This window comes from Alkalihalobacillus sp. MEB130, from assembly GCF_032335535.1.
Taxonomy (GTDB): domain Bacteria; phylum Bacillota; class Bacilli; order Bacillales; family Bacillaceae_D; genus Halalkalibacter.
Window position 1 is genome coordinate 18,714 of the sequence record NZ_JAOANA010000009.1, and the last position, 14,138, is coordinate 32,851.

At 37.7% G+C, this 14,138-nt stretch carries 9 protein-coding genes; 1 reads left to right on the forward strand and 8 read right to left on the reverse strand.

Going from position 1 to position 14,138, the window contains the following annotated elements:
• Window positions 1-354 precede the first annotated feature (354 nt).
• A complete protein-coding gene (locus N0O92_RS10680; RefSeq protein WP_315614641.1) occupies window positions 355-492 on the forward strand; it encodes a hypothetical protein in 138 nt (45 codons plus the stop codon).
• A gap of 131 nt (window positions 493-623) precedes the next feature.
• Here the strand turns inward: N0O92_RS10680 and N0O92_RS10685 are convergent, their stop codons facing one another.
• The 8 genes from N0O92_RS10685 to N0O92_RS10720 all read right to left on the reverse strand — a co-directional run bounded on the left by N0O92_RS10685 (window position 624) and on the right by N0O92_RS10720 (window position 14,133).
• A complete protein-coding gene (locus tag N0O92_RS10685; protein WP_315614642.1) occupies window positions 624-1,952 on the reverse strand; it encodes a prolyl oligopeptidase family serine peptidase in 1,329 nt (442 codons plus the stop codon).
• A gap of 224 nt (window positions 1,953-2,176) precedes the next feature.
• Window positions 2,177-4,603: a beta-glucosidase gene (locus N0O92_RS10690; protein ID WP_315614643.1), complete on the reverse strand. Its 2,427-nt coding sequence runs from the start codon at window positions 4,601-4,603 to the stop codon at window positions 2,177-2,179.
• Between the two features lie 257 nt (window positions 4,604-4,860).
• Window positions 4,861-6,432 (reverse strand): response regulator, encoded by a 1,572-nt coding sequence (locus N0O92_RS10695; RefSeq protein ID WP_315614644.1) that lies wholly within the window; start codon window positions 6,430-6,432, stop codon window positions 4,861-4,863.
• 988 nt (window positions 6,433-7,420) lie between these two features.
• Window positions 7,421-8,596, reverse strand: coding sequence for a sugar ABC transporter permease (locus tag N0O92_RS10700; protein ID WP_315614645.1), 1,176 nt, complete (start codon window positions 8,594-8,596; stop codon window positions 7,421-7,423).
• 12 nt (window positions 8,597-8,608) lie between these two features.
• A complete protein-coding gene (locus tag N0O92_RS10705; protein WP_315614646.1) occupies window positions 8,609-10,129 on the reverse strand; it encodes an ATP-binding cassette domain-containing protein in 1,521 nt (506 codons plus the stop codon).
• Between the two features lie 66 nt (window positions 10,130-10,195).
• Window positions 10,196-11,356: a sugar ABC transporter substrate-binding protein gene (locus tag N0O92_RS10710; RefSeq protein ID WP_315614647.1), complete on the reverse strand. Its 1,161-nt coding sequence runs from the start codon at window positions 11,354-11,356 to the stop codon at window positions 10,196-10,198.
• Between the two features lie 154 nt (window positions 11,357-11,510).
• Window positions 11,511-12,587 (reverse strand): sugar ABC transporter substrate-binding protein, encoded by a 1,077-nt coding sequence (locus N0O92_RS10715; protein ID WP_315614648.1) that lies wholly within the window; start codon window positions 12,585-12,587, stop codon window positions 11,511-11,513.
• A gap of 25 nt (window positions 12,588-12,612) precedes the next feature.
• On the reverse strand, window positions 12,613-14,133 hold the full coding sequence (locus tag N0O92_RS10720; protein ID WP_315614649.1) for a response regulator: 1,521 nt from the start codon (window positions 14,131-14,133) through the stop codon (window positions 12,613-12,615).
• Between the last annotated feature and the right edge of the window lie 5 nt (window positions 14,134-14,138).

Genomic DNA, 14,138 nt, shown 5'->3' on the forward strand with positions numbered 1-14,138 from the left:
ATGATTGTAGTAATCTGGAAACTGACCGTACCTTGTCCGAATGCGTATCCATGCTGCGCGTGATAATCATGAACATTCTTCTTGTCGATAGGCTTTTGCTCAACTAACGCTTCACATTGAGGTTGCCTCTAAAATACGGCTTGTAAACATTGTAAAACTCTACAAGAAGAATGTAGATGTAATGGATTCACTATATTTTTTTCTATGATCGAATAAGATATAGAGACAATACCACCTCTTCTTTTTTTGGAAAGGTGTTTATATAGATCAATTGAGGGTATAAAAATTGTTGCTGCAATTGGGATTGGTGTTCTATTTTTTGCTTTTACTGGCTTAACAGCTGAAGTATCTAATATGAACGAATCAATCCAAGATCAAACAAAGGCCATCGAAGAACAAACACAAGTGACAGAATCGATCAAAGAAAGCATGGACAACCTCATTGCAACTATTCAAGATGCTGTAAATAAAATAACAGGAGCCATTAGTTAAGTTTTCACCAAATTAATCGGAAAACAGGAGGGACAAAAATGCTCACTCCTGTTTTTTCTGCGAGTCGGCGTGCTACGCACCCAAAAGGCATGAGTCCGATATCGAACTCATGCCCAGGATATTAGTTACTACTATTTTTCTAATGACTGTAACGCCATCCACTCCATAATCGTTACTTGGTTTCCATTGATTTCTTTAACTGGATCGTTATTATAGACATAAATCCAAGACCAATGACCGTTGTATTCAAATGGGGTACCATCAGCGTTTTTGTATTTTCCAGAAGTATCATAGACTCCATCATATAAAGAAAAATGTACATTGGTTGCGCCAGCTTCTAATAAACGGTCATAGGTTGGAATCGTGTAGTGTTCTGGTCGTAACGTTGTATCATTTTCCGCTGTAACAAACCAAATTGGCGTCTTAGCTAAATTCTCAATATCCTCATCTGTGATGAGTGTAGTCCGTAAACCTTCACATACCGGAAATGCAGCTGCGAAGTAACCTGGGTAATCACGGATCATAAGCATAGTCATATATCCACCGTTTGAAGCTCCACCAATGTAAATTCGGTCCGTATCGATATCTGGATTGTTAGCTACATAATCTTTAATAAGCTCCATCAGCGCTTCTTGGTAAATAGAAGTTCCATCAGCTGATCCAGTAAAACCTTCCATCCATCTCGTTGGGGTTTGCGGTACTAACACGTAAGCCCCTTCAAAAATAGACTGGATTTCTTCACTAACAAAGCTCACAGCTTTATTAGCAGCTAGTGGAATCGTCGTATCTGTTCCACCTTCTCCACCACCATGTAACCAAACAATTAATGGATTTTTCTTCTTATCTTTTGCAGGAACATAATCTGCATATGTCAACGTAACACCATTAAATGTTTTTGAACCAGAAGAGAAATCATCAATTAGTTCTCTTGTTTCCCCAGCAAATGTATCAATAACCAACCCAGAGATTGTTCCTGATTTTCCTTGATTAAACGTAATGTCTTGGACCTGAGTAATCGTATATTCCTTATCGATCCAGTCGTTAAAATGTGTGTTTGCAAAATCATAGTTTAGCGGAGACCCTAATGAGATAGTCGGTCCAATTTCCATTTCTAATACTACGTACTTTCCTCTTTGAGCTTGGTTCCCATTTTTATCTGCCACATAAGCATTTGTGACTCTGCGTTCCCCTTCTTCCAAGAACGGATTGTTTAATCTAGCATCACTTCTAGATACATGTACTTGAAAGGTTTCCTTATTTACGGAGTCTTTAGGGAGAGGTTTGCCTATATCAATGATAACCTTTGTAACAGCTGCTCCCCAGTCATGGATTTCTGTCACCGTTTGATATGAATGCGTCTCTGTGTTCCCTTCTTTAGCCAAAACTCCCATACTAAAACAAAGTGACACAACAAAAGCTAACAGACACAACCAGCCAATTTTCACGTGTTTTGAAAGCATCCTCTTCTACCTCCTCTTTTTTGTAAACCCTTACAAATATAGAATAACAGACAGCTTATACGATGATCTTTTTGCTTATAGGATTTTTTTGCTATTTCCTTCAACATTTTGTTATCGTTTCTTCCTGATCTATCAGAGCTGTTCTGTAGAAAAAATACGCCCTTCTAATGAGAAAGGCGCATTTGCTGATTAAAGAAGCTCAAGACATACGAGTAACCTTTATTTTAATTTTTTGAAATCCTAGTAAATTCAACTTGTGGAGCTAATGCTTCATTCACGGTTTCAACAACGATATCTTTATCAACGTTAAAGAATGCCGTTCCTCTTATATCGGTTGAAGACGCACCAACAAGAACCTCATATGTTCCTTTTTCCACAATCCAAGCGGACTTTTCTTCATCAAAAGAAGCTAAATCCTTTAGATCTAAATCAAATTTTACATTTTCTTTCTTGCCTGGTCTGAGCTCTTTCGTTTTTGCGAATGCTTTTAATTCAATCTCAGGCTTCTCTAATTTCCCATCTGGAGCCGATACATACACTTGAACAGCTTCGCGTCCTGTAACCTCTCCTGTATTTGTAATTTCTGCGAAGACCGTAATCTTATCCTTCAATTGACCATTGCGATTTACTCTCACTTTGTCATAATCAAACGTAGTATAGGACAAACCGTAACCAAACTCATAGGCAGAATCTAGGTCAAATGTAGAATGGTAGCGATAGCCTACATAAATATCTTCTTCGTACGAGAATTCATCATTAACACCAGGATAACGGTCTGCATAAGGAAGGTCTTGATAGTCAACTGGGAATGTTTGTGCCAATTTACCCGATGGATTAACCTTTCCAGTTAAGACGTCAGATAACGCACTTCCTAATTCCTGTCCTGGCTGCCAAGAAAGGACGATTCCATCCACCTTATCTTCCCAGCTCGCTGTTTCAAGTGGACCTTCCACATTCAGTACGGCAATAACAGGTTTGCCTTGTGCACGGTAGGCTGCTGATACATCGTCAATCATTTTCAGTTTCGATTCTGATAAGTAGAAGTCCTCTTCCATTCGATCCCGTCCGTAACTACCAAACTCCGTCGCAAGAACGATAATTCCCACATCCGTTTGTTCTGCAGCCGCAATAGCTTCTTCGGCAACATCCATCTCAGGTAGAGTCGGGAGTGTTGAGACAAAGAAATTACCTGGCGTTTGTTTATATTCATCTGTTGCTCTTAACTCTTCAACATACGTTTCATATTTGGCTAGCAAATCTTCGTTTAATGTTAGCCCGGCATCCTGCAGTCCTTCTGGAATGCTTATTTGGTATGGCGTATTAACTAGCGCACTTCCTCTTCCTCCAGTCATCGTTTCAATCGTTGGCGTACCAAACAATGAAACGCTTGGATTATTAGTTAATGGCAATGCTTTATCTTCATTTTTCAAAAGAACCATTCCATCCGCCGCTGCTTGACGTGCCACTTTAGCACTTGCTTCTAAGTCTGGGTTATCCGTGGCTACATGCCCATTAAACCTTGGAGTTTTGACAACAATGTTGAGAATGTTTTTGACATTTCGGTCAAGATACTTTTCATCAAGGCTGCCATCGTTAACGGCTGCTATGATACGATTAATTTGTTCTAGGTTCCCAGGCATGAATAAGTCATTTCCTGCCTCAACTTGTTTGGCAATATCACGGTTATTTCCATTTTCCCAATCGGTCATGACAAAACCATTAAAGCCCCAGTCATCTCTTAATACCGTTGACAATAAATCCTTATTTTCTGTTGCCATCTCACCATTGATCCCGTTATAAGAACTCATAACGGCCCACGGATCTGACTCTTTTACAGCAATCTCAAACCCTTTAAGATATATTTCTCTTAATGCTCTTTGGCTGACATTCATAAATCCGTTATTTAATGTTCTTTGATTATAAGCAGCAAAATGCTTAATCGTTGTTCCAACTCCATTGTCCTGAACACCATTTACAAATTCCCTTGTCATGATTCCTGTTACTAAAGGATCTTCTGAGAAATATTCATTGTTTCTTCCATTTAATAGATAGCTTTGAATATTCATTCCAGGTGCTAATAGAAGGTCAATGCCAAAAGCATTGAGCTCATGTGCAGTCGCTTCTCCAACTTTATTAACTAATTCTGTATCCCATGTGGCCGCAAGAACAGGAGGGGCTGGGAATTTAGTTGCATGAAACGTTTGATCAGTGCCTTCTCTAGTTGGGTCGATTCGAACGCCCATTGGTCCATCTGCAAATACAATCGCTGGAATTCCTAGGCGCGGGATAGCTTGGGTCTGACCAGCAGCACCTGGTACGATTCTAGATTGAGCTCCAATAATTTCTCCATTCACTGGATTAAGTGCCACACTGTTTGCTCCAACAACCATCGCAGCTTTTTCCTGTAGTGACATCGCTGCAATGACAGCATTAATGGAAGCAGCATCTACTAATTGAGGAACCTGTTGTTGCTCTGTACCTGTCTTCTTCGCTTGCCCTTTTGCTGAAGCTTCCTGGGCGACAATAGAAGCATTACTGTTAGGAGTTCCAGCAGCAAAGGCTGACTCAACACCTAATCCACTTACAATTAATCCAGATGCTAATGCAATTGCAACTAACTTCTTTCTCTTCTTTCTCCACTTTTTTAACATTTCATCTTCCCCTTCACATGTTAATTCCGTCCTTAAAGTGTAAGCGTTAACAATTTAAGTTTACTAGAATTTGCTGATTAATAGATTGTGATCATATTTACTTTTTTGTTATTTCTAGCACTTTCTTGTTATCTTTTCATTTCGAAAAAAACAGCTCTGTAATGAATAGCTAATTGTTCAAGACACAGACAAGAGGCCAAATCAAATTTGATTTGGCAGCTATTTCCCATATAACAGATATCTTTCCGTGTACCTAGTTATCTAACCTTAAAATAATTAGCCCGATACTCGCTAGGACTTTCCCCTGTCGTTTTTTTATAAACTCGGCTAAAGTAATTAGGATCGCGATACCCAACTTCTATTGCAATTTTTTTTAAAGTCACCGTTTGATCATTTAAGAGTTCCTTTGCTTTTGTCACTCTTAAATGGGTCAAATAGTCAATAAACGTCATCTGAAAGCGTTCCTTAAACAACTTGCTAAAATAGAATGAACTAAGACCAACAAAATCAGCCGCATCATCAAGAGTGATAACTTTGTTGAAGTTTCTATCGATATACTCCTTCGCTTGTACGAGAAGGCCCTTCATATCATTTTGACGCCATTCCTTTATTTCTTTAATTACAAAAACTAACTGAGACTTCGCAAACTCTTTGACTTGAGTTACTGTTGAAACCGAATGAAATTCATATTGAAAAGGTAAATCGATCCCTATCTCTTTCAACATTCTCGATATAACGACAAATAAATCTCTTACACTCATTTTAACTTTGCCTACATTTGAATAAGCCACTTCTACAATGGTATAGTAATATTGATCAAATAAACGAAGAGAATCCTCTTCACTCCCTTCTTTTATGGCTTCAAGCAATTTCTTTTCTTTCTCCATCGGGATTAACTGCTCTCTTTTTTTCTTTAATTGCTCATCATAAATGAGATAATTTGCAGCTTTATTACTATGAACGAATTCTAAGGCTAATAATGCCTCTTCATAGGATTTTACGAAGTGATCAAGCTCCTTAATCATTGATCCTACCCCAGCCGTTAAGCGACAGGTTTGCTTTAAATTTTTGAACTTATGAATGATTTTTAAAACAATGCGGTCAATCTCTTTCCTATCAGTAGATGCCTCGTCAATCAACATAAAAACAGGTACATGCAAACCCATCATTGGTCCTACTAAACTATTGTTCATTTCCATGTGAATAACGTCTTTCAGCAAATTGTACCATTCCAATTTCACGGATCTATTTATTTCAGATTCGCCATGTTCAAATGAGAAAGCAAGAGCATATCCTTCCTTTCCCTCAATATTGAGCCATTCACTCCACTCAGATAAACTAACTTCTTGAATGTGATCCATTAATAAGTATACAATCGACTCTGTTTGAACAAACGAAGAGATCCGCTCTAAACGGTTGGTTAGCTTTTTCTTTTGATCTTGCTCTGAACGTAGCTTCTCAATTTCGTTTATCATGCGATCAATCGCTGCTAATATATCGCTCTTCTTACTAGGTTTTAATAAATACTCTTTTACTCCAAACCTCATCACTTGCTGGGCATAATCAAATGTATTAAAAGCTGAAACCATAATAAACTTGATTTTGGGTTGTTCCTCTTGAATTCTTTTTACTGCTTCAACTCCGTCCATACCCGGCATTTTTATATCCATCATGACAATGTCAGGCTCCAACTTTTTAGCTAGTTCAACTGCCTCTCTTCCATTTCCTGCCTCTCCAACTATGTTAATAGCAGGTCGTTCTTTACTAATCATTAACGACAGTCCTTCTCGCTCAATAACTTCATCATCCACGATTAATATCTTTATCATTTTTTCCCCTCCCGAAAGTCAAATGGGAATGTTAATCTGACAATCGTCCCTCCCCCGAGGTTCGTAATAAGATAAATCACATTGGTCTTCTGATAATAAATGGCTAATCTCTAAGGATGTATTCTATATGTACGTCTTTCTATTCTTCTCCCTCTCTTGCATTCTCTTAACCAACCTCAACAAGCGTTATCTTCTTCTCCAATTAACACAAAAGGATAAGTAGGCAAGTTTGCTGACGTTTGTTGAACTAATCCACCGTTTAATTTAAGCGTTTTCAAAAAAAGATGTACTAAAAAATAACCAGTGATAGTAATGTAATGTTCGTTTTTGTTGAAAAATAATAACGAAATAAGAATATTCAGTTTTTTTGTTAAAGCAAGGTAACTTCCATACTAATATAAAGTAGCTGTCTGCTGTTCACTCTTATTTCTTTACTTCCTGTAACGACTGTAATCTTTTGGACATACTTATTTATAGTTACTATATTTTAACTATAAAGAGTAGAATCATTTTTGAACAGGTTACAATTCACCGGTTTTATCATAAAAGAATTAGGTATTCTTTCCCATCATGCACAGTGGTTGGTTTCGACTTTCTCTTAGTCGCTTTTCGAGAATGATTTTAGTAAGCAATCCACCGATGAAGAATAGCAAAAATCAGATCAACGAAAGATTCACATGATAGTGGACCATTATGTGATGAGATCTCCCTTCGTCGTCCCAGCCCTTCCCTCTTGGACCATGTCCAAATGGACTAGCAGCTAAAACATAGAGTCCACTTACTAGAGAAAATTTCTTTGATAAGAGATTTTATGTACACAAAAAAAGCTTGCAGCGCTCTTAAGACGCTGCAAGCTTTTAGGATTGTCCAGTTGCTTGGTCTCCCCCCGTTATAGTAGAAGCTTACTCTAAGTTAGACCATTCTCTTCCCATAAATGAATCATGATTGCATACTAAATATCCCTTGCTTCCCCGAACTGACTCTTTCATTAAGCTCTTTGTCTTCGTGTCATAACATCAAAGATAACAGCTAAAGCGAGGACCCCACCTCGAATCATGTATTGAGAAGCAATTCCTACCCCCAATAAGTTCATACCGTTTGTTAATGTTGCCATAACAAGTGCACCAATCACAGCACCTGTCACTTTCCCAACTCCACCCGCAGCAGATGCTCCACCTACAAAGGCCGCTGCAATTGCATCAAGTTCAAATAATGTTCCTGCCGTTGTCGTTGCTGATTGCAAGCGGGAAGTAAATAAAATCCCAGAAAGTGCAGCTAGCATTCCCATTGATCCAAAAACTAGAAATGTAATTTTACTAACATTGATTCCGCTAAGGTGAGCAGCTTCAGGATTGCTTCCTACAGCATAAATATGCCTTCCGATGATCGTTTTTGTTGTTATGAAGTGATACACAAGTACAACAACCATAATAATAATCACTGTCCATGAGAAACCGTTATATCCAGATAGAAGCCATGTGATATAGGCAATAATGGATGATACAAAAGCTAGTTGAATAACAAACAGTGGTTTCGATACAACTTCAAAATTATATTTTAACTTTTTTCTACGATTTGAAATAGAACTGTAAATGTAAAATAAAATAGCAAGTGCTCCAATAAGTAAGGAAAGCAGGTGCAATCCTCCTACTACCATAATAGACGGAATGTATCCGTTTCCAATTGCATTAAAGGCTGGGTCATTTATTATGATCGTTCCTGTATCTTCTGTCACTAACAGAATGGCACCTCTATAGATTAACCAACCTGCTAACGTAGCTACAAATGCTGGAATACCAACTTTTGCAACAAGGAACCCTGTTATCGAACCAGCACAAATGCCGAGAATAAGAATAATAGGAATAACAATATACACAGGTACCCCGTAATGCATCAATAAAATAGCCGCAACGGCACCAAGAAAACCTGCTAAAAATCCAATGGATAAGTCAATATGGCGTATGACAATAACTAGCATGACCCCAACTGCTAATACGGCAATATATCCTGCTGAATCTAATAGATTACTTATATTTCGAGAAGTTAAAAATAATCCGTCTGTTAAAATGGTAAACGTAATCATAATGACAATTAAGGCAATGTACATCCCATAATCACGAATATTATGTTTAATTAAATCTTTTGCTTCAATGAGCAATTTCATTTGACTAACCTCCTATTGCGTTGCAAGTTCCATAATCTTTTCTTGGTTCGCGTCTTCCGCTAACAATTCACCTTTGATTTTTCCTTCTGCCATGACATAGACTCTATCACTCATTCCAAGTATTTCTCCTAACTCTGACGAAATCATAATAATACTCATCCCCGCTTTAATAAGTTCATTCATGACCGTATATATTTCAAATTTCGCCCCAACATCAATCCCACGTGTCGGTTCATCTAAGATTAATAGCTTAGGACCAACAAACAACCATTTTCCTAATGACACTTTTTGTTGATTTCCTCCACTCAAGTTCCCAACCCGCTGTTGAATCGACGGCGTTTTAATGCCTAGTGATGTTTTGTAAGATTCCGCTACTTTGATTTCCTCGTTTTCGTTAACTACCCCAATAGAAGTAATTTGTTTTAAATTTGCGGTTGATATATTTTTCTTAATATCTTGTAATAAGAATAAGCCATCCCCTTTTCTGTCTTCTGTAACATAAGCAATTCCAGCTTTAATAGCTTCACTCGTGTGCCTAAATTGAACAGGCATTCCGTCCAATAACATATTTCCTTTAAGCTCATATTTGGCTGCATTACCGAAAATGCTTAATGCTAACTCTGTTCTTCCTGCACCCATTAAGCCCGCAATACCAACGATTTCACCTTGTTTTACGTGAATGTTTACATCTTTTGCCACATCACGGCCTAATTGTGGGTCATAGGCGTTCCAATTTACTAACTCAAGGATTTTTTCACCAAGTTCCTTTTTCTCTCGTTTCGGATAAATTTCTTTGATTTCACGCCCTACCATATTTTTAATAATGGCTTCTTCTGTTATTTCTCCTTTGGAAGCATCTAACGTACAAATCGTCTCGCCATCCCGAAGAACCGTTGCTTTATCTGCAATAGCAATTACTTCTTTTAACTTGTGGGAAATCATAATAGAAGTAATTCCTTGTTTTTTCAATTCACGTAATAACTCTAATAGATTTTCACTATCGTCTTCATTCAGAGCCGCTGTTGGCTCATCTAAAATAAGAAGTTTCACTTCTTTGCTCAACGCTTTTGCAATTTCAACGAGTTGTTGTTTTCCAACACCTAAATCTTTAATTAATAGTTCCGGATTCACTTTTAGATTCACTTTTTCAAGCATTTCTTTCGACTTAACGACCACTTCATTCCAATCTAGAACGCCACGACTTGCAATTTCATTGCCAATAAATATATTTTCATAAACAGTAAGATCAGGGAATAAAGCTAACTCTTGATAAATAATGACAATTCCAGAATCGACGCTATCACTAATTTTACTAAACTTCTGTACCTCTCCATTAAACACAATATCCCCTTCATAATTCCCAAAAGGATACACACCACTTAACACTTTCATAAGTGTCGATTTTCCGGCACCATTTTCTCCAACTAAAAAGTGAATTTCTCCTCTTTCTACTTTAAAATTAACATTAGAAAGGGCCTTTACCCCCGTAAACTCTTTCGATATATTGTTCATTTCTAAAATATAATCACTCATTATTATGCCTCCCTACTACAATGAATTAATAGTGTTAGACTGATGTCTAACACTATTAATTTGGCATTATTCTAATCCAGTAAACTGACTAGCTTCATAGTATCCAGATTCAATAAGCTCACTTTTTACATTGTCTTGATCCACTACGATGACATCTGTTTGTTTTGCACTTACATCAACGCTGCCGTTGTTATAACTACCTGTCGTTTCAGGCGTATTCCCATCTAGAACATCAATCGCCATTCCAATCGCATCTTGTACCAACGTACGAACATCTTTAAAAACAGTCATGGATTGTTTTCCATCGATAATGTACTGAATAGAAGCGATTTCTGCATCTTGACCAGTAATAAAATAACTTGTAATTTCATTATCTGAAGCAAAAACATCGGCGATTGCACGAGATGTACCATCATTTGGAGCTAAGATAGCCACATCACCTTTTAAATCATCACCAGCTGCAGTTAATTGAGTCTGAGCTTTGTTAATGGCTTCGCTTGGATCCCAGTTTGTTGTAACTTGACCTAAAATACGACCAAATTCCTCACGAGAAAGATCTGCTTTGTCTTGTAATTCTACTGCTTCACTTGAGTTAGCAATGACAAACGTTCCATCTGCAATTTTGGGTTGTAGCACATTCCAAGCTCCTTCAAAGAATAAAAATGCATTGTTATCAGAAGATGCCCCAGCAAATAGGTATAATGGAATTCCTGATCCTTCCGCATTATCAATTAAATATTGACCTTGTGCTTCCCCTACAGCGATACTGTCAAAAGTCACATAATAATCAACCGCATCCGTGTCTGTAATTAGACGATCGTAAGAAATAACGGTAATTCCTTCAGCTTTAGCAGCTGCCACTGTTGCAGCTGCTGCCGCACCATCATGTGGAGCAATGATCAGAACATCGATCCCTCTATTAATTAAAGTTTCCACGTTTTCTCTTTCATTAGCCGAAGACCCCTGGCTAAATAAAATTTCTGTATTGTATTCTGAGTCTGCAAGAGCCGCTTTAAATCTTTCTTCATCTTGCACCCATCTTGGCTCATCTCTTGTTGGTAGAACAATTCCAACTTCTACTCCTCCACTACTTCCGCTGCTTGCACTACTCTCACCACTTCCGTCACTTTCCCCACCTGTTTCACTTGAACCACCACAAGCTGTAGCAATAAACATCATAAGTAGTCCGATGATCAACACTGAAATCAATCTAAATTTCTTTTTCACTCTTCTAACCCCTCTCAATGTTTTTATTTGTAACGGCTTACAACTTAAATATATCAACGAATCTACTTAGCGGAAACGCTTTCTTATGGTACTTTTTTTGCTTCTATCTGTATTTTTTTAATTTTCTCAACAAAAAACCACTAGGTGTCTCAACCTAGTGGTTCAAAGATTTGTATACGTCTTCTTTCTTATGAAATCCGTCCGCGATAATGGTCTCATCTATATTTGATTGATCGACAGCTATTGGTGTCAGGAGAAACGATGGTACATTAACCAGTTCATTATTCACTTTCTCCCCTTTTAAAACCTCTTCCCCTTTTGCTAAAATCACGGCTAATTCTGCTGCTTTTTCCGATAAATCGTTAATCGGTTTATAAACTGTCATTGCCTGGGTTCCTTCTACAATTCTCTGTACGGCTGCGATATCAGCATCTTGACCTGCTACAGGTATTTCACCTGCAAGTCCTCGTTCCTCAAGAACCCCAATCACTGCACCAGCTGTTGCATCATTAGCAGCAATGATAGCATCTATTTGATTATCATTTGCTTCTAGAGCCAACTGTATATTAGCTTTAGCATTCTCAGGAACCCAGTCTTTCGTCCATTGATCAAAAACAATTGTAATATTCCCATTTTTAATAAATGGCTGCAGGACATTGAAAACCCCCTTTTTTAACAAGTGGGCATTATAATCCGTTTCCGCGCCTCCAATATATACATATTTCCCTTGAGGAACTAGATTGGTAATAGCCAATGCTTGCAATTCACCAACCTTTTCATTGTCGTAGGACACATACATATCAACTTCCGCATTTTTTACTAAGCGATCATATGATAAAACTTTAATCCCAGCCGCATGTGCTTTTTTTACAATGGCAGCGGTGGTCTCAGCATTATGAGGAACTATGACAAGCAAATCAATTCCATTGCTAATCATCGTTTCTGCTTGCCAAATTTGCAATACATCGTTGCCGTGAGCCTCCATAATTTCAATTTCTGCTCCACGACTTTCTACTGCTTCTTTAAATAGTTCTCGATCCTTTACCCAACGTTCTTCTAGTAGTGTATCCATCAAAAAGCCAATCTTCAAATTGTTCTGTGTTCGTTCTTCAATTGGTGTGTAGATTGGGGTTTTGAGGTTACTTTTCTCATTTTGCTCACAAGCAAAAAGAACTGGGATTACCACGAGCAAAAATAACATGAACCTTAGCTGAATGAATAGATGTTTCATTTTCTGTAACTTCCTTTCAAGTTACCTATATAGTAAGAAGCTTCTTCCTATACTCGGTCGGAGAAATCTGACACATTTTCTTAAACACTTTGCTAAAGTAATTGGGATCATGATAACCAACCTCAAACGTAATTTCTTTCATACTTTTTTCTGGATCTCTCATCAATTTTTTTGCTTTTTCAATCCGACATTCTGTCAAAAAGTTTATGTAATTGATTCCAAGATGTTCTTTGAATATTTTACTAATGTAAATAGGGCTTAGGCCTACTTCCTTGCTAATAGTTTGTAAGGAAATATCCTGATCCGCATGTCTAATAACATATTGCTTTATTCGTTGAATCGTATCTCCTTCTAAATTCAAGGAATGGGCTTTATAGGCATGTTCAATTCGTTGTAATAAATAATTGGTTTCAGATCGTAACTGCCTAAAATCAGTTGCTGTAAAAGTGTAAAGGTAGGAATCTAACTCTACTCCCATATCATTCAATATTTGAGAGATTATCCAGACAAATTCGGTTAAACGTTGTTGGGTTCGTAGCAAGCTACTACCATCCTTTTCTGAACCTATTAATAAGTTAGACATTTCAGCATGAAGTTCTTCCCATTTTCCATCATGGATCAGTCTGAAAATTTGTTCTTCCTGTTGCTTTACCTTCTTATCATCAAGACTGGGTAATTCCTCACGAACCTCTGAATAGTAACAATAACTTTGAGAAAGCGTTGTATCCTTTGTAGCAATTAATGATTCCTGATACGATTGTCTGATCTGCTCTAATGAGCGATACACATTCCCAATACCGATGAACCATTGCGAATCCGGTGGCTGTGCTAACGATAAAATCTCCCTAACTAACGAACTAGCTTGTCTTTGAAACTTTTGATCTTGCTTCCGGAATACAATGATAGGAATTTGACGCCCAGATAGGGCACCAATTAATGCACCTTCTGTTCGTCTCACTTTTTCTCTAATACTAGGATAATCTACTTCAGACCCTAGTGGTACCAATAACGTCATTACAAAAGATTCTTGGGTAATCTTTATATCTAAAAGACGAACTAACTGGTCAATATGAACTTCATGGACATGATCGAATAACAACTGTGTGACAATATCTGTTTCAAAGAGTGACATGACAGTATCCTCATTGTATCTCTTTTTCGACATTTCCTTCTTTTCATCCTCCACCTGCTTTAACACTTTTCCAACTGTCTCTACGATGTTCTTTACCTTACTCGGCTTAACAATGTAATCAACGACCCCTAATTTCATTGCCGAATGAGCGTAATCAAAAGTAGCATAAGCCGTGACCATAATGAATTTTATATGTCGATTTTTGGTATTCATCTTTTCAATTGCTTCAAAACCATTCATGCCTGGCATCTGTATATCCATTAATACAACATCTGGTTGAAATTCTTCTGCCATTTCGGCAGCCACTCTCCCGTTTGGTGCTTGCTTTAATTCAATTTGAACAAAATTTCTGCCTAAGATCGCTTGCATAGTCTCGCGCTCAACCTGTTCATCATCCACGATTAGAACTTTCATTAATT